The 16,090-nt window shown below is 58.6% G+C and carries 17 protein-coding genes; 10 read left to right on the top strand and 7 right to left on the bottom strand.

The features are described from left to right. Positions 1-157: 157 nt before the first annotated feature. Complete coding sequence (locus NHU87_RS23355; protein WP_038981596.1) at positions 158-742, bottom strand: YajG family lipoprotein; 585 nt, start codon at positions 740-742, stop codon at positions 158-160. Positions 743-946: 204 nt separating this feature from the next. On the opposite strand from NHU87_RS23355, the gene NHU87_RS23360 reads away from it, so the two are divergent. Continuing rightward, a complete protein-coding gene (locus NHU87_RS23360) occupies positions 947-1,180 on the top strand; it encodes a hypothetical protein (RefSeq protein WP_253552795.1) in 234 nt (77 codons plus the stop codon). Between the two features lie 738 nt (positions 1,181-1,918). Further along, positions 1,919-3,427 carry a malate dehydrogenase (quinone) gene (mqo, locus tag NHU87_RS23365; protein ID WP_253552797.1) on the top strand — a complete coding sequence of 503 codons (1,509 nt, stop codon included), beginning with the start codon at positions 1,919-1,921 and terminating at the stop codon, positions 3,425-3,427. 158 nt (positions 3,428-3,585) lie between these two features. Here mqo and NHU87_RS23370 read toward each other — a convergent pair whose 3' ends face one another. The 3 genes from NHU87_RS23370 to NHU87_RS23380 all read right to left on the bottom strand — a co-directional run bounded on the left by NHU87_RS23370 (position 3,586) and on the right by NHU87_RS23380 (position 5,161). Further along, positions 3,586-3,873 (bottom strand): PA4642 family protein, encoded by a 288-nt coding sequence (locus tag NHU87_RS23370; protein ID WP_253552799.1) that lies wholly within the window; start codon positions 3,871-3,873, stop codon positions 3,586-3,588. A gap of 63 nt (positions 3,874-3,936) precedes the next feature. Then, positions 3,937-4,422, bottom strand: a complete 486-nt coding sequence (locus NHU87_RS23375) for a hypothetical protein (RefSeq protein ID WP_253552801.1) — start codon at positions 4,420-4,422, stop codon at positions 3,937-3,939. A 181-nt stretch (positions 4,423-4,603) separates the two neighbouring features. Then, a complete protein-coding gene (locus NHU87_RS23380; RefSeq protein ID WP_253552804.1) occupies positions 4,604-5,161 on the bottom strand; it encodes a hypoxanthine-guanine phosphoribosyltransferase in 558 nt (185 codons plus the stop codon). A gap of 174 nt (positions 5,162-5,335) precedes the next feature. Between NHU87_RS23380 and upp the strand changes: the two genes are divergently transcribed. Next, complete coding sequence (gene upp / locus NHU87_RS23385; protein WP_008011992.1) at positions 5,336-5,974, top strand: uracil phosphoribosyltransferase; 639 nt, start codon at positions 5,336-5,338, stop codon at positions 5,972-5,974. Positions 5,975-5,976: 2 nt separating this feature from the next. Next, a complete protein-coding gene (locus NHU87_RS23390) occupies positions 5,977-7,251 on the top strand; it encodes a uracil-xanthine permease family protein (RefSeq protein WP_253552806.1) in 1,275 nt (424 codons plus the stop codon). A 221-nt stretch (positions 7,252-7,472) separates the two neighbouring features. Here NHU87_RS23390 and hemH read toward each other — a convergent pair whose 3' ends face one another. Then, positions 7,473-8,498, bottom strand: coding sequence for a ferrochelatase (gene hemH / locus NHU87_RS23395; RefSeq protein WP_253552808.1), 1,026 nt, complete (start codon positions 8,496-8,498; stop codon positions 7,473-7,475). A gap of 8 nt (positions 8,499-8,506) precedes the next feature. Beyond that, positions 8,507-9,415, bottom strand: a complete 909-nt coding sequence (locus NHU87_RS23400) for a TIGR01777 family oxidoreductase (protein WP_253552809.1) — start codon at positions 9,413-9,415, stop codon at positions 8,507-8,509. 196 nt (positions 9,416-9,611) lie between these two features. Here NHU87_RS23400 and NHU87_RS23405 point away from each other — a divergent pair, with 196 nt between their 5' ends. The 6 genes from NHU87_RS23405 (at position 9,612) to NHU87_RS23430 (ending at position 15,345) form a co-directional block, all read left to right on the top strand. Beyond that, positions 9,612-10,598: an NAD(P)/FAD-dependent oxidoreductase gene (locus NHU87_RS23405; protein ID WP_253552810.1), complete on the top strand. Its 987-nt coding sequence runs from the start codon at positions 9,612-9,614 to the stop codon at positions 10,596-10,598. 154 nt (positions 10,599-10,752) lie between these two features. Continuing rightward, a complete protein-coding gene (locus tag NHU87_RS23410; protein ID WP_253552811.1) occupies positions 10,753-11,712 on the top strand; it encodes a YbgA family protein in 960 nt (319 codons plus the stop codon). Further along, entirely contained in the window at positions 11,712-12,653 is a 942-nt protein-coding gene (locus tag NHU87_RS23415; RefSeq protein ID WP_253552812.1) for a MerR family transcriptional regulator, read from the top strand. The genes NHU87_RS23410 and NHU87_RS23415 overlap by 1 nt, the downstream gene beginning before the upstream one ends. 34 nt (positions 12,654-12,687) lie before the next feature. Continuing rightward, positions 12,688-14,136 (top strand): deoxyribodipyrimidine photo-lyase, encoded by a 1,449-nt coding sequence (phrB, locus tag NHU87_RS23420; protein ID WP_253552813.1) that lies wholly within the window; start codon positions 12,688-12,690, stop codon positions 14,134-14,136. Positions 14,137-14,202: 66 nt separating this feature from the next. Then, positions 14,203-14,979 carry an SDR family NAD(P)-dependent oxidoreductase gene (locus tag NHU87_RS23425; RefSeq protein WP_253552814.1) on the top strand — a complete coding sequence of 259 codons (777 nt, stop codon included), beginning with the start codon at positions 14,203-14,205 and terminating at the stop codon, positions 14,977-14,979. Between the two features lie 60 nt (positions 14,980-15,039). Then, the gene (locus NHU87_RS23430) at positions 15,040-15,345 is read left to right on the top strand and encodes a YkgJ family cysteine cluster protein (RefSeq protein ID WP_007905822.1); all 306 of its coding nucleotides are present in this window, start codon (positions 15,040-15,042) and stop codon (positions 15,343-15,345) included. A gap of 105 nt (positions 15,346-15,450) precedes the next feature. Here the strand turns inward: NHU87_RS23430 and NHU87_RS23435 are convergent, their stop codons facing one another. Further along, complete coding sequence (locus NHU87_RS23435) at positions 15,451-15,969, bottom strand: acyloxyacyl hydrolase (protein WP_253552816.1); 519 nt, start codon at positions 15,967-15,969, stop codon at positions 15,451-15,453. Positions 15,970-16,090 lie beyond the last annotated feature (121 nt).

The raw sequence follows: 16,090 nt of genomic DNA on the forward strand, positions 1-16,090 counted from the left end.
CGTGTGCATCTGCAAGGGATTGGTCGGCTGTCAGGCCGTCTTCGCGGGCAAGCCTCGCTCCTACAGGTGAATAGTGAGCAGGTTCCAATGAATTCGCGGACACAAAAAAACCCGGTGCCATCACTGACACCGGGTTCTTTAAACAAGAAGCAAACCGTTACTCGGCAAGCACCTGACCAATCGTCGGGTCCTTGAACAAGCGGGTCAACGCATCACTCAACACATCACTGACCAGCTTGGTATTGGTTTCCTGATTCGGAGCCATGCCAAAACGCTGATCCAGCGACGCACCGTAGCGACCGCTGTAACGACGGTTGGCATTCTGCACATCCGAACGGAACGTCGCGCCAATCGTTGCCTCAGTCACATACATGCCTTCCTTGGGCGACTGATACTTCAACTCGGCCAGGGTCACCGTCAATTGCGGTGCATTCAGCGCATTGGCCGTCGGGGTAAAGCCCAGCAAGCGCACAGCCGCTTCAGCCTGAGCCTGCAACTTCGGCAGAATCTGCGCGCCCTGCACGGTGATCGCGCTGGTCTCCGGGTACAGACCACCACGAGTTCCCAGGGTTGGCGACGGACGACCGTCCACCACACGCACCACCACCGGCTGACCACGGCCGACCGGCGCCAACTGAGCCGTCAGCTTGGGTTCCGGGTTCAGTTGTTGCGGGCTGTGGGCGCAGCCGACGAGGGTCAAACTGGTCACAGTGATCAAACCGAACAACAGGCGTTGCAACATGCTCTTTTCTCCAGAATCAGGCACAAACAGGCCCGCAGTATAGCGGTGCGCCACTGCGGCGAACTAGCGTCCAGCAACGATTACTGAAATCTCTGACAAACCCGGCCCAACGCGGTTCCTGTCACACATCTGTCATCGACTTTACACATCCACGTCATGGCTCACTGGCAACCTTCACAGCAGTCACCCACAAGGTACTTTGCCATGCGTTTTCTCATCTCGCTGTTCACGCCACGCCCACTGCATCGCTGCTTTGCCCTGCTCGACCGCAATGGCCGGTGCCAGGCGTTCAAGCAGTGCAGCCTGCAGCCCATGGGCGATGGCTGGGTCGAAATCGAAGAAATCCGCCTCAACTGGCTGCACCATCCCCTGCCCGCCAGCGCCCGTGTCAGCCAGCGTCAGCCACGTGCGCGGGCGCAACAACTGTTGACCACCTGACCAGACGCTTAATAAAAGTCATTAAACACGACCATTTCCCTGCGTTTCTTCGTTACAATCTCCCCCCGATTATAAGGACGTCTCCTGATCGGGCCTCGCAGCATCGTTAATGCCTCGGTATTGACACCCCGCACCGCCCACAGAGAGCCGCCCACACAGATCGAGTGAAGCTGGCGCGCTTGCTGTTTCTTGAGCAAAACACCACTTTTCGCGAATCTGCAGAGCTGTCATTACGCTCGGTCACTGAGCTGTTTGCCCGTTTTGCCTGTCATGTACCCCATGGCGGCAATCCATCCGGGCACGGTGCCAGGCTGGGGCAGCCCTTTTTTGAGGTTCACGTCTTCAAAAGAGCGTGAAAAAAACGGGTTTTCACAACTTCACAAGAGTGTGGCGAGCAAATGAATAGTTTTGCGTCTGAACATGCACCATTAGCGTCTACAACAGCCCAACGACACAGGACCGAGTATTCCTCGAACACCGGAGCCTGAAGCCTGTCCGCTACGGATTTGGTTGCACAAACGGATGTCTCGACCATAAGTCGAATTGCCAGCCGCGTGCCGAAATGAGTTCATGTGACTCTTGAAGCCAGGCCGCATGCATCCGTCGAAGTTGCGAAAAATTGCGAAGATTCGGACATGGCGATCCTGGCCATGGGTACCTGGGGCATCACTGACACGCCCCGGAACGCCTGGCAGCTATGCCGACAATTTGGTGCTGCAGATTTTGGAGACGCGTTAAATGGCGCATAACGAAGCAGTCGACGTAGTACTGGTTGGGGCCGGCATCATGAGTGCCACCCTTGCTGTACTGCTCAAAGAGCTCGACCCCGCGATCAAGCTGGAAGTCGTCGAGCTGATGGATTCCGGTGCCGCGGAGAGTTCCAATCCGTGGAACAACGCCGGTACCGGTCACGCCGGGCTGTGTGAGCTGAACTACACGCCACAGGCCACCGACGGCACCGTCGACATCAAGAAAGCCGTGCACATCAACACCCAGTTCGAGGTGTCGAAGCAGTTCTGGTCTTACCTGACCAAGAAAGGCACATTCGGCTCGTGCAAGTCATTCATCAGCCCGGTGCCGCATCTGAGCTTCGTGCAGGGCGACGATGGCGTCTCCTTCCTCAAGGAACGTTTCAAGACGCTGAGCAAACACCACGCCTTCTCGGACATGGAATACACCGAAGACAAGGCCAAAATGGCCGAGTGGATGCCGTTGATGATGCCAGGCCGCCCGGCCGACGAAGTCGTCGCCGCCACCCGCGTGATGAACGGCACCGACGTCAACTTCGGCGCCCTGACCAACCAATTGCTCCAGCACCTGACCAGCGCACCCGATGCCCAGGTCAAGTACTGCAAGCGTGTGACTGGCCTGAAGCGCAACAACGGTGGCTGGACTGTCAGCATCAAGGACGTCAACAGCGGCAATACCCGTGAGGTCGATGCGAAATTCGTGTTCCTCGGCGCTGGCGGTGCGGCACTGCCACTGCTGCAAGCTTCGGGCATCGAAGAGAGCAAAGGCTTCGGCGGTTTCCCGATCAGCGGCCAATGGCTGCGTTGCGACAACCCGGAAGTGGTCAAGCACCACCAGGCCAAGGTTTACAGCCAGGCCGCCGTAGGTTCGCCACCGATGTCCGTGCCGCACCTGGACACTCGCGTGGTCGATGGCAAGAAGTCCCTGCTATTCGGGCCTTACGCCGGTTTCACCACCAAGTTCCTCAAGCACGGTTCGTTCATGGACCTGCCAATGTCGGTCCGCGCCGGCAACATCGGCCCGATGCTGGCCGTGGCCAAAAACAACATGGACCTGACCAAGTACCTGGTCAGCGAAGTGATGCAGTCGATGGAGCAGCGCCTGGAATCCCTGCGTCGCTTCTATCCATTGGCGAAAGCTGAAGACTGGCGCCTGGAAGTGGCCGGCCAACGGGTGCAGATCATCAAGAAAGACCCGAAGAAAGGCGGCGTTCTGCAGTTCGGTACCGAACTGGTCGCGGCCAAGGACGGTTCCCTTGCCGCCCTGCTCGGCGCGTCCCCAGGCGCTTCGGTGACTGTTTCGATCATGCTTGAGCTGATCGAAAAATGTTTCCCGAACAAGGCGCATGGCGAGTGGGCTGCCAAGCTCGCGGAAATCTTCCCGGCTCGGGAAAAGGTTCTGGAAACCGACGCGGCGCTGTATCGCAAGATCAATGCGCACAACAACGTCGCGCTGGAACTGGTTGAAGCCAGTAACGAGACTGAAAGCTACGCTTGATTCGGCCGCATAAAAAACGCCCCGTCCTCATTGAGGGCGGGGCGTTTTTTTTATGCCGCTGAAAAGATCGCAGCCTCGCTTCGCTCGACAGCTCCTACAGGTATGAGCGAACCATTTGTAGGAGCTGTCGAGCGTAGCGAGGCTGCGATCTTTTGATCTTAACCGCGAGCCTTGTTGATCAGTTCGATGTACTCGGCCGCGTTGCGCTGATCCTTGATCAGGGCGACGAAGTCATTGCCGTGCTCATCCTTGCCATCCAGGTCATAGCCGGCTTCAACAAAGAACGTCAGAAAACGCTCGAAGTCATCGATGCGCAGGCCACGGTACGCCTTGATCAGTTTGTGCAGCGACGGTGAAGTGGCGTCGACCGGCTCGAAATCGAGGAACAGCTTGATCTGCGCATCGCCGATCTCGTCACCAATCACTTGCTTCTTATCTTTACGCATTGCCGACTCCAGCTCGCAGACATTTCACGGGGCGGGCAGTTTACCCCCGCGCAGGCGCCAGGCTCAACGCGGACGAACGCTGCCGGTGTGCAAATCGGCCCAGATATGGCCGTTGGCGTAGCTGAGGAACTGGCAATACACCGTGTCGTTGCGCAGCAAGTCGATCACCACCCGGTACTGAGCCAGCGGATAATAGAGGGTCAGGGTTTTATTTTTTTCGTCATAGATCGGCTTTTTCAGGCTTTTGCTTTCGCCATCAAAGTTGACCAATACCTGGCTGATGGTCGCGCCCTTGTTCAAGGATTTGCCCTTGAGGCGGATCAGCAATGGCGAGGTGACCGGGATCGGCTGTTGGTTGGACTGGCGCTGACTGCCAATCACCACCGAATAGTCGGTGATCTGCAACAGTTGTTGCTGCTCGGGTTCGGCGTCACGCAGGGTCAAGTCGTCTGGAGGCAAAAACTGCCCGTGCATTGGCGCCGGAGCGGCGGCCAGGGGCAGGCTGAGGGTCAGCAACAGGGCGGCGCAGCTGCGGATCAAAAGGTTCATGAAGGGCTCCGGGGGCGGGGCCGAGCACTCTAGCATGGGTGTACGAAAACGCTTCTGTGCACACCGATCCCTGTGGGAGCGTGGCTTGCCCGCGATAGCGATCTATCTGACACATTAATGCTTAATGCACCGACGCCATCGCGGGCAAGCCCGCTCCCACAGGGAATGGGTTGGTCGGGAATTACATGCCTTTAACAGCAAAAATCCCGTTGGCGTTACGCCAGTAGCCTTTGTAGTCCATGCCGTAACCGAAGATGTAACGGTCGATGCACGGCAGGCCGACGAAATCGGCTTTCAGGTCCGGGCGAGCTTTGCGGTCGTGGTCCTTGTCGATCAGCACGGCGGTGTGCACGGCGCGGGCGCCAGCGTGTTTGCAGAAGTCGATGATCGCGCCCAGGGTGTGACCTTCGTCGAGGATGTCGTCGATGATCAGCACGTCACGGTCGATGAACGAGACTTCCGGCTTGGCTTTCCAGAACAGATCGCCGCCGCTGGTTTCGTTGCGATAACGGGTGGCGTGCAGGTAGGACGCTTCCAGCGGGAAGTTCAGATACGTCAGCAGCTTGCCGGAGAAAATCAGCCCGCCGTTCATCACGCAGAACACCACCGGGTTGCGTTCAGCCAGCTGATCGTTGATTTGTGCACCGACGCGGGCGATGGCCGCCTCGACTTCAGCTTCGGTGTACAGGCAGTCAGCCTCTCGCATGATTTGACGGATATGCTCGAGATCAGCGGACATGGCGCTCTCCAAGGGTTTGAGGGGGAGGGACGGATTCGGAAAAGCGGGCAAAGGTACGCATCCCGCACGGCCAGATCAAGCGTTTGTGGACTAACGTTCTGTATGTCTATAGGACAACACCCTCGGATAGATTAATCTAGGCCGGTTTTTTTGCCCGCCGCCGGAGCCTTTCCCATGCCCATCCTCGAGATCCGCCATCCGCTGATCCGTCACAAACTTGGCCTTATGCGCCGCGCCGACATTAGCACGAAGAATTTCCGTGAACTCGCTCAGGAAGTCGGCGCCCTGCTGACCTATGAAGCCACCAAAGACCTGCCGCTGGAAAGCTACGACATCGAAGGCTGGTGCGGCACGGTGTCGGTCGAGAAAATCGCCGGCAAGAAAATTACCGTGGTGCCAATCCTGCGTGCCGGCATTGGCATGCTCGAAGGCGTGCTCAGCCTGATCCCGGGCGCCAAAGTCAGCGCCGTGGGCGTGGCCCGCAACGAACAAACCCTGCAGGCCCACACCTATCTCGAAAAACTGGTGCCGGAAATCGACGAACGCCTGGCGATGATCATCGACCCGATGCTCGCCACCGGCAGTTCCATGGTTGCCACCATCGACCTGCTGAAAAAGGCCGGCTGCAAGGACATCCGCGCGATGGTCCTGGTGGCCGCCCCTGAAGGCATCGCCGCGGTGGGGAAGGCTCACCCGGACGTGATGATCTACACCGCTTCCATTGACGAAAAACTCAACGAACACGGTTACATCATCCCTGGCTTGGGCGATGCCGGTGACAAGATCTTCGGCACCAAGCAGAAGGACGCTTGAGCATGCAGCAAGAGTTCAACGATCCGCTCTGGCGCACAGTGCTGTCGGGTGCGCAGATGCTGTTCGTGGCCTTTGGCGCGCTGGTGTTGATGCCGTTGATTACCGGCCTCGACCCCAACGTGGCGCTGTTCACCGCAGGCCTTGGGACGATTCTGTTCCAGATCGTCACCGGGCGTCAGGTGCCGGTGTTCCTCGCCTCGAGCTTTGCCTTCATCACGCCGATCATTCTCGCCAAGGGCCAGTTTGGCCTGGCGGCGACCATGGGCGGTGTGATGGCAGCGGGTTTCGTTTACACCTTCCTCGGTCTTGCCGTGAAGATCAAAGGCACCGGGTTCATCGACCGCCTGCTGCCGCCGGTGGTGATTGGCCCAGTGATCATCTCCATCGGCCTGGCCATGGCGCCGATCGCCGCGAATATGGCGATGGGCAAGGCCGGCGATGGCACGGAGCTGATTGCTTACCAGACAGCGATGTTGATCTCGATGCCGGCACTGCTGACCACTTTGATCGTCGCGGTGTTCGGCAAAGGCATTTTCCGCCTGGTGCCGATCATCTCCGGCGTGCTGGTCGGTTTTGCCATGGCGTTCTATTTCGGAGTGGTCGACACCGCGAAGATTGCCGCTGCACCGTGGTTCGCGATTCCACAGTTCACGGCTCCGGAATTCAACTGGCAGGCGATTCTGTTCATCGTTCCGGTAGCCCTCGCGCCAGCGATCGAGCATATCGGCGGCGTAATCGCGGTCGGTAGCGTGACCGGTCGCGATTACCTGAAAAAGCCCGGCCTGCACCGCACCCTGCTCGGCGATGGCATTGCCACCACCGCAGCCGGCCTGTTTGGCGGCCCGCCCAACACCACCTACGCCGAAGTGACCGGCGCGGTGATGCTGACGAAAAACTACAACCCGAAAATCATGACCTGGGCGGCGATCTTTGCGATCAGCCTGGCGTTCATCGGCAAGTTCGGCGCCCTGCTACAAAGCATCCCGGTGCCGGTGATGGGCGGGATTCTTTGCCTGTTGTTCGGTTCGATTGCTGCGGTGGGGATGAACACAATGATTCGCCACAAGATCGACTTGGGCGAAGCACGCAATCTGGTGATTGTCTCGGTGACGCTGGTGTTCGGGATTGGCGGCGTACTGGTCGGCACCGGTACCGGCCCGGACGATTTCGGCCTCAAAGGCATCGCGCTGTGCGCGGTGGTGGCGATTGCGCTGAACCTGTTGCTGCCAGGCCATGACAGCTGGAAGCATAAGCAGGCGCAAGAGCCATTGTTGTAAGCCAGCCTCAAGAATGCCTTCGCGGGCAAGCCTCACTCCTACAGGTTCTGTGTCGATCAATGAGACGACGTATGATCGTTCCCACGCTCTGCGTGGGAATGCAGCCCGTGACGCTCCGCGTCACTGGACGCGGAGCGTCCCCAGAGGCATTCCCACGCAGAGCGTGGGAACGATCACGTATTTCTGTAGGAGCGAGGCTTGCCCGCGAAGCTTTTGAAGATTTACAACGCCAACGGCGCCCTTTCGCATAATACGTTCAACGCCTTGGCCCACTGCGGATCCTCGTTGAGGCACGGCACCAGCACCAACTCCTCCCCTCCCGCTTCGCGGAATTGCTCCCTCCCCCGATCACCAATCTCTTCCAGGGTTTCGATGCAATCGGCGACGAATGCCGGGCACATCACCAGGACTTTCTTCACGCCGCTTTTGGCCAACTCATCGAGGCGCGCTTCGGTGTAGGGTTCGATCCACTTGGCTCGCCCCAGACGCGACTGGAACGACACCGACCATTTGCCATCCGGCAGGCCCAGAAGCCGGGCAAACTCTGACGCAGTGCGCAGGCATTGAGCGCGGTAGCAGGTGGCTAATACTTCCGATGACGCGTTCTGACAGCAATTATCGCTTTTAAAGCAATGGTGACCAGTGGGGTCGATCTTGGTGAGGTGCCGTTCCGGCAAACCATGAAAGCTCAGCAACAGATGATCGTAATCCTGTTGCAAATGAGGCTTGGCACTGGCCACCAATGCATCGAGGTATTCCGGCTGATCGTAGAACGGCTGGAGAATCGAGAACTGCACGTCGAGTTTCTTCTCCCGCACCACCCGCTTGGCTTCTTCGATCACCGTGGTCACGGTGCTGTCGGCGAACTGCGGATAGAGCGGCGCCAAGGTAACTTTCTTGTGCCCCTGGGCGGCCAGCCGCACCAGAGCCGATTCAATCGATGGCTCTCCGTAACGCATCGCCAGCTCAACAGGCCCGTGGGTCCATTCCCGGGTCATGGCCTGTTGCAGACGACGGCTGAGCACCACCAGTGGCGAGCCATCCGCCCACCAGATCGATGCGTAAGCGTGGGCCGATTGCTCCGGGCGCTTGATCAGAATCAATGACACCAGCAAACGTCGCACCGGCCACGGCAGGTCGATCACATACGGGTCCATCAGAAATTGATTGAGGTAGCTGCGCACATCCGCCACCGAGGTGGAAGCAGGTGAACCCAGGTTGACCAGAAGCAACACGTGATCGGTCATGCAACGTCCTATTTCTTAAGGCGGCTGGACAAATCGTCCAACGCCGCGCGCAAATCAGTGAACTGGAAAGTGAAGCCCGCTTCCAGCAAGCGAGCCGGCATGACCTTCTGGCCACCCAGCAACAACAATGACAATTCGCCCAGGCACACCTTCAACACCAGAGTCGGCATCGGCATGAACGCCGGACGATGCAACACGCTACCCAACGTTTGGGCAAATTCACGATTGCGCACCGGTTTGGGCCCGCAGGCATTATATGGACCGCTGGCCTCATTGCGATGCAGAAGAAAATCGATCAGGGCGATTTGATCCTTGATATGAATCCACGACATCCACTGCCGACCATTGCCCAGCGGCCCGCCCAGCCCCAGCTTGAACGGCAACAGCAGCCGCGACAAAAAGCCGCCCTCGGCGGACAGCACCAACCCGGTACGAATGAGGATCACGCGAATACCCAAGGCTTCGGCGCGCTGCGCGGTTTCTTCCCAGGCGACGCACAACTGGCTGGCGAAATCATCGATGACCGGTGGCGATTCTTCGGTCAACTCCCGCTCGCCACCGTCGCCATACCAACCGATCGCGGAGCCAGAAATTAATACCTGCGGTTTTTGCTCGCGGCTTTCGAGCCAGGCCAGCAGGGTTTCGGTCAGGGTGATCCGGCTGCTCCACAGCAACGCCTTGCGTTTGTGCGTCCAGAGCCGATCGGCAATCGGTGCCCCCGCGAGATTGATAATGGCATCCACCGGTTCTTGACCCAGGTCCTCAAGCCGTGCGATTCCACGTACCTGTGTGCCACAGACTTGGGCGACTTTGGCAGGCGTGCGACTCCACACCGTCAGGTGATGCCCTTGGCTCAACCAGTGTCGGCAGAGTTGACGTCCTATCAAACCAGTACCGCCGGTCAGCAATATGTGCATGACATCTTCCTCGCGTGGCGTTTTACCCGCATCACTAGTCTATTTTTATAAGCAGGGAGCTTTAGTATCGGACAGGCTCTGTGCTTAACAATAGGCCAAGCCGCCAGAACGAGAACGCTAAAAGTTATACCAAAAAACAATATTGTACAGGTTTGAACCACGGCGTAGTCTGTACAGACAGGTAAACGAGGCCCCTATGACTGTACCTATCGCAATCATCGGCACCGGCATCGCCGGACTCTCAGCCGCCCAGGCTCTGACGGAGGCCGGGCATGTCGTGCAACTTTTCGATAAAAGCCGCGGCAGTGGCGGACGCATGTCGAGCAAGCGCAGCGATGCGGGTGCTCTGGACATGGGCGCGCAATATTTCACTGCTCGCGATCGCCGCTTCGTCACCGAAGTCCAGCGCTGGCAAGCCAACGACTGGGTCGCCGTATGGACGCCGCAGCTCTATACCTTCCACGGCGGCCAGCTCAGACCCTCGCCGGATGAACAGACTCGCTGGGTCGGCACGCCACGCATGAGCGCGATCACGCGCGGCTTGCTCGGTGATCTGGAAGCGCATTTCGCCTGCCGCATCACCGAGGTCTATCGCGGTGAAGAGCACTGGCATCTGCAAGATGCCGAAGGCTTTACCCATGGTCCGTTCAGCCATGTCGTCATCGCCACGCCCGCCCCGCAGGCGACCGCGCTGCTGGCGACTGCGCCGAAGCTCGCCGGGGCCGCTGCCGGGGTAAAAATGGAACCCACCTGGGCCGTCGCGCTGGCGTTCGACACACCGCTGGAAACCCCCATCGAAGGCTGCTTCGTACAGGACAGTCCTCTCGACTGGCTGGCGCGCAACCGCAGCAAACCGGGGCGCGACACCACCCTCGACACTTGGGTGCTGCACGCCACCAGTGCCTGGAGCCGGCAGCATATCGACCTGCCCAAGGAAGCCGTGATCGAGCAATTGCACGGGGCCTTTGCCGAACTGCTGCACGACGCCATGCCTGCTCCGACCTTCAGCCTCGCTCACCGCTGGCTGTATGCCCGGCCGGCCAGCAGCCATGAATGGGGTGCCTTGGCCGATGCCGATCTGGGCCTGTATGTGTGCGGTGACTGGTGCCTGTCCGGCCGTGTCGAAGGTGCCTGGCTCAGTGGTCAGGAAGCAGCCCGCCGGCTGCACGAACACTTGCAGTGAACTGAATCAAGTCCAGCCCATCGCTGCTGTCGACATAGGCAGCAGCCCCGCAAAAACCTATACAAAAAATTTGACTTGTACACCTTTGAATCTATGATGAAGTCATGTTGTACAGACCTAATAATCTGTACAGGTCTGGATCCGAGGCGCTCCGATGCCCCCTACAGCCATGAAACCGAAAATCGTCATCAGCGCCTGCCTGATGGGAGCCGAAGTGCGTTACAACGGCGGGCACAAGGCATCACCTCTGTGCAGCCGCATCCTTTCTGATTATTTCGATTTCGTCCCGGTGTGCCCGGAAGTCGCCATTGGCCTGGGTATCCCTCGCGAACCAATCCGTCTGGTCGGCAACCCGGCACATCCGCAGGCTGTCGGCACTGTCCACCCAGAGATCAACGTCACCCGGCCGCTGGCCGAGTACGGTCAAAAAATGGCGCTGGAGTTGGGCGACATCTGCGGCTATATCTTCATGCAGAAATCCCCTTCGTGCGGGCTGGAACGGGTCAAGGTCTACCACGCCAACGGCGCGCCAGTGGACGGCGGTAGCCGTGGTGTCTACGCCCAAGCCTTCTGTGCATTGCATCCTGATTTACCGGTGGAAGAAGACGGCCGCCTCAACGACCCGGTGCTGCGGGAAAACTTCCTCACCCGCGTGTTCGCCTACAGCGCCTGGCAGCAGTTGCTGCAAACAGGCCTGACCCGGCGCGCCCTCACTGACTTTCACTCGCGCTACAAATACCTGCTGATGGCCCACAACCCGGTGCAATACAAAACCCTGGGCAACTTGTTGGGCAACATGGGGCAAACCGATCCGCAAGTGCTCGGCCCGCGCTATTTCAGCGAGCTGATGGCGGCCCTGAAAAAATGCGCTACACGCCGCACCCACACCAACGTGCTGCAGCACCTCAGTGGCTATCTCAAACAGGCCATCAGCCGTGAAGACAAACAGGAAGTGCAGCACATCATCGGCCAATACCACCGAGGCATCGTGCCGCTGGTGGTGCCACTGATGCTGCTCAAACACTACTTTCGCCAACACCCGGATCCATACATTGCGCAACAGGTTTACCTGCAACCGCACCCGGAAAACCTCAGCCTGCGAAACGCGATTTAATGAAAAATCCACCGGATACCAGCGCCAGCGAAGACCTCGGCACCGACTTCAAGAAGGCCCTGGACGCTGGTTGGCTGCCCATTCGTGAAGTGTCCCGGCAGACCGGGGTCAACGCCGTCACCTTACGCGCCTGGGAACGCCGCTATGGGCTGATCGTGCCTCAGCGTACGCCCAAGGGGCATCGGCTGTTCTGTGCCGAACACGTGCAACGGATCCTGACGATCCTTACCTGGCTTAATCGCGGCGTGGCTGTCAGCCAGGTCAAACAATTGCTCGACACGCCTCAGGGGCTTACCGACCCCGTCGGGAACGATTGGCTGGTGCTGCGCCAGACATTGCTGCAAGCAGTCACGCAGCTGGCTGAACGCACCCTCGATGACACGGTGAATCAGGCGATGGCGCTGTATCCGCCACGCACCTTGTGTGAACGATTGTTGATGCCGTTGCTGGCGGAACTGGAACAACGCTGGCAAGGCCAGTTCGGCGCGCAAATGGAGCGGGTGTTTGTTTATTCCTGGTTGCGCAGCAAATTCGGCGCGAGGATCTACCATAACAACCGTCAGTTACGCACCGCGCCGCTGTTGCTGATCAATCACTCGGACCTGCCGCTGGAGCCTTATCTGTGGCTCACCGCCTGGCTGATCAGCAGCGTCGATTGCCCGGTGGAAGTCTTCGACTGGCCGCTCCCCGCTGGCGAACTTGCGCTGGCGGTCGATCACCTGCAAGCCCGCGGCGTACTGCTGTATTCCAGCAAAGCCATGAATCTTTCGCATCTGACGAAACTTTTGAATGGCGTCAGCTGCCCAAAAATGATTGCCGGATCAACGGTGTGCATTCACCACACCGAATTGTCCGCAAGAACCACCGCCATTGCTGACTTGTCCCTGGCCGAAGACCCGTTGTCGGCCCATCAGGGCCTGATTCAGCGCGGGCTCATTTAATGGCGTTTTTTTAATGGATCGCGCGGATACCACCATGCAATTGATCTGGCTGCGCAGCGACTTGCGTCTACACGACAACACCGCCCTCTCGGCCGCCGCAGCCCGCGGCCCGAGTATGGCGGTGTATTTGCTGAGTCCGCAGCAATGGCTGGCCCATGACGACGCGCCGTGCAAAGTGGATTTCTGGCTGCGCAACCTTACCGAGTTACGCCATGCGCTGGACGCCCTGAACATCCCGCTGCTGATTCGCAAGGCGTCCCGCTGGGATGAAGCACCCAAGGTGCTGCTCGAGCTGTGCCAGCAATTGAAGATCAACGCAGTGCACGTCAACGAGGAATACGGCATTCATGAAACCCGTCGGGATGCCGCGGTGGCCCAAGCCCTGAAAGCCCAAGGCATCGACTTTTACAGCTACCTCGATCAACTGCTGTTCAAGCCCGGCACCGTGCTGACCAGAACCGGCACCTATTTCCAGGTCTTCAGCCAGTTTCGCAAGGTCTGTTATGAACGCTTGCATGCCTCATTACCGAGACTGGTTACCGCCCCCGCCATCCAGGCTCTGCTGGGTATCGCCAGCGACGAACCGCCCTCTCGTGTCGAGGGTTTCGACACGCCCAGCGACAGTTTGCGTGCTCTCTGGCCGGCCGGCGAAACCGAAGCCCGACGCCGCCTCGAGACCTTTACCGACGCTCAGATCGACTATTACCACAGCGAGCGCGATTTCCCGGCCAAACCCGGCACAAGCCGGCTCTCGGCCTATTTGACCGCCGGGGTCATCTCTCCTCGTCAGTGTCTGCACGCTGCGTTGCGAAGCAATCAGGGGGAGTTCGAAAGCGGCAAGGTCGGTGCGGTCACCTGGATCAACGAATTGCTGTGGCGCGAATTCTACAAACACATTCTGGTGGGCTACCCACGGGTCTCCCGGCACCGCGCCTTTCGCCCGGAAACCGAAGCCTTGGCCTGGCGTGATGCCCCCGAAGACCTCCAGGCCTGGCAACAAGGCCGTACCGGCCTGCCGATTATCGATGCCGCCATGCGTCAATTGCTGGAAACCGGCTGGATGCACAACCGCTTGCGCATGGTCGTGGCAATGTTCCTGACCAAAAACCTGTTGATCGACTGGCGTGAAGGCGAGCGTTTTTTCATGCGGCATCTGATTGACGGCGATCTGGCGGCGAACAATGGTGGCTGGCAGTGGAGTTCGTCCACCGGTACCGATTCGGCGCCCTTTTTCCGGATTTTCAACCCACTGAGCCAGTCGGAAAAATTCGACGCCGAAGGGGTTTTCATCAAGCATTGGTTGCCCCAGATCAACGAAATGAGTAAAAAAGACCTGCACAATCGCGCGAGACTCGGCGGATTATTCGGTGTGACGGATTATCCATCGCCTATCGTCAACCTGAGCACTTCCCGCGAACGGGCCTTGGCCGCGTTCAAGAACCTGCCATCCCGACAGGGTTTATCACCACCGGAATTAAATTGATGCCGCCGCATTGCATTATAAATACGGTGTTGAGCCGGAAATTATCTGGTTAAAAAGGGAATTGGGATGAGTCGTACACCTCCAAGGCGATACTGGTTGACCGGTGCCAGCAACGGTATTGGTGCCGCGCTGGCCGAAGAAATACTGAAAACCGGTGCCCACCTGGCCGCAAGCTCCCGCTCATTGGCGCCATTGAAAGCCCTGTCTCAGCGTTATCCCGGACAAGTGCTGGTGGTCGCGGGTGATTTGACCAATGGCCAACGGGTGCGCGAAATCGGCGAGCAGATTGCCGAGCAATGGGGTTCTCTGGACACCATGATCCTCAACGCGGGCACCTGCGAATACGTCGATGCCAGTCAGTTCGACTCGTCAATCATCGAACACATCGTGCGTACCAACCTGCTTGCCAGCAGCTATTGCATCGAAGCTGCCCGGCCCCTGCTGCAGGCGGGCACTGCGCCGCATCTGGTGGGCATGGCCAGCTCGGTAACTTACCTGCCCCTGCCACGGGCCGAAGGCTATGGCGATGCAAAGCCCGGGTTGCGTCATTTATTTGAATCCTTGCGCATCGATGTGGCGCCGCAAAACATCGAAATGACCATAGTCAGCCCAGGACTTACCGATATCCCCTTGAGCAAAGACGTTCCAGAACACCTCGACTGGTCGGCGGATAAAACGGCGCGATACCTCTTCGACCTGCTCAAACATCGGCCACTGGAACTCCCCTTACCGGAACTGCTCATGCCTGTCCTTTGGCCTCTGCCGCAAAAGTCCGGCCAGACGGGACTGAAAATCGGCAAGCACATGGAGCGAAACAATCCGCCGATCGAGGATCTGCCGTAAAGCCTGAGCGTCCGTCAGGCCTTTCACACAGCGCGGGTCGACTGCCTTACACTGCGCGCCATGAAAACCATTCCCCACACGCAAATAGCCGAACCTGCGGTCACCTGCTCGACCTGCGCAGCCTGCTGCTGTCAGCTTGAAGTCATGCTGATCACCGACACCGGTGTGCCCGAGCGTTTTATCGATACCGACGATTGGGGTGGGGAAGTCATGTTGCGGCTGGATGACGGCTGGTGCGCCGCGCTGGATCGCAACAGCATGATGTGCACCATCTACGAAAAACGTCCACTGATCTGCCGGGAGTTCGAAATGGGCGCACCGGAATGCATCACCGAACGCCAGGGGATTGCGACGGCGTATCGGTAATATTTAGAGATGTGTCATCAGAACTGACGCCATCGCGGGCAAGCCCGCTCCCACAGGAGGTCACCTAACCTGTGGGAGCGTGGCTTGCCCGCGATGCTTTTGACGTTACAACGGCATTGTGTAATGCAGCGCGTAACTCTCTACGCCATCGTTCGGGCTGCTGATTCCGGCATTGGAATAGTGCGTGGCGCGAATCCCGACTTCATGTCCGCCGGTAAAGCGCAGACCAAACCCGAAACGGTCTTCGAACTGAAAGGCGCTGCCCAGTTTGTTGTCTTCGACTTCGGTGTTGGCAAACACCGCGATGCCGATGCCTGCTTCAATGTAGGGTTTGATGGTCTGACCGGCAAACTCGTACACCAGCACCGGCGAGAACGACATACTGTGATTGCTCGACGTTTCATCGCCCTCCCAGTAGGTGTAAGCGCCGCTCCAGTAGCCGGTCAAGCGACCGATGTCGCTCTGCAGCCAACTCTTGTCCCAGTCAAATTGCATGCCCAGTCGGTAAGTCATGGTCGAATCGCTGGTCTGGCCGACTGCGAATTCCACCCCTGCTGCCTGCGCGGTAAAGCTGTGCCCCATCAATGCGGTCGCAATCGCGGCCAAGCAGAATAGTCGCTTCATTAGAAACATCCTTTTCCGAACAATTTCGTATGGTTTTTTATGCTGCCCAACAGACAAAGCTATAGAAATAGACGCTTGATCAGAGTTCAGCCCAATTATTCGTTTTTTCATATTTTTTTAT

It is taken from the genome of Pseudomonas mandelii, from assembly GCF_024138395.1.
Classification (GTDB): Bacteria; Pseudomonadota; Gammaproteobacteria; order Pseudomonadales; family Pseudomonadaceae; genus Aquipseudomonas; species Aquipseudomonas mandelii_E.

Bases quoted from the DNA above. Each gene is read 5' to 3' on its own strand.
- NHU87_RS23355 (WP_038981596.1), bottom strand. From the start codon at position 742: ATGTTGCAACGCCTGTTGTTCGGTTTGATCACTGTGACCAGTTTGACC.
- NHU87_RS23360 (WP_253552795.1), top strand. From the start codon at position 947: ATGCGTTTTCTCATCTCGCTGTTCACGCCACGCCCACTGCATCGCTGC.
- mqo (WP_253552797.1), top strand. From the start codon at position 1,919: ATGGCGCATAACGAAGCAGTCGACGTAGTACTGGTTGGGGCCGGCATC.
- NHU87_RS23370 (WP_253552799.1), bottom strand. From the start codon at position 3,873: ATGCGTAAAGATAAGAAGCAAGTGATTGGTGACGAGATCGGCGATGCG.
- NHU87_RS23375 (WP_253552801.1), bottom strand. From the start codon at position 4,422: ATGAACCTTTTGATCCGCAGCTGCGCCGCCCTGTTGCTGACCCTCAGC.
- NHU87_RS23380 (WP_253552804.1), bottom strand. From the start codon at position 5,161: ATGTCCGCTGATCTCGAGCATATCCGTCAAATCATGCGAGAGGCTGAC.
- upp (WP_008011992.1), top strand. From the start codon at position 5,336: ATGCCCATCCTCGAGATCCGCCATCCGCTGATCCGTCACAAACTTGGC.
- NHU87_RS23390 (WP_253552806.1), top strand. From the start codon at position 5,977: ATGCAGCAAGAGTTCAACGATCCGCTCTGGCGCACAGTGCTGTCGGGT.
- hemH (WP_253552808.1), bottom strand. From the start codon at position 8,498: ATGACCGATCACGTGTTGCTTCTGGTCAACCTGGGTTCACCTGCTTCC.
- NHU87_RS23400 (WP_253552809.1), bottom strand. From the start codon at position 9,415: ATGCACATATTGCTGACCGGCGGTACTGGTTTGATAGGACGTCAACTC.
- NHU87_RS23405 (WP_253552810.1), top strand. From the start codon at position 9,612: ATGACTGTACCTATCGCAATCATCGGCACCGGCATCGCCGGACTCTCA.
- NHU87_RS23410 (WP_253552811.1), top strand. From the start codon at position 10,753: ATGCCCCCTACAGCCATGAAACCGAAAATCGTCATCAGCGCCTGCCTG.
- NHU87_RS23415 (WP_253552812.1), top strand. From the start codon at position 11,712: ATGAAAAATCCACCGGATACCAGCGCCAGCGAAGACCTCGGCACCGAC.
- phrB (WP_253552813.1), top strand. From the start codon at position 12,688: ATGCAATTGATCTGGCTGCGCAGCGACTTGCGTCTACACGACAACACC.
- NHU87_RS23425 (WP_253552814.1), top strand. From the start codon at position 14,203: ATGAGTCGTACACCTCCAAGGCGATACTGGTTGACCGGTGCCAGCAAC.
- NHU87_RS23430 (WP_007905822.1), top strand. From the start codon at position 15,040: ATGAAAACCATTCCCCACACGCAAATAGCCGAACCTGCGGTCACCTGC.
- NHU87_RS23435 (WP_253552816.1), bottom strand. From the start codon at position 15,969: ATGAAGCGACTATTCTGCTTGGCCGCGATTGCGACCGCATTGATGGGG.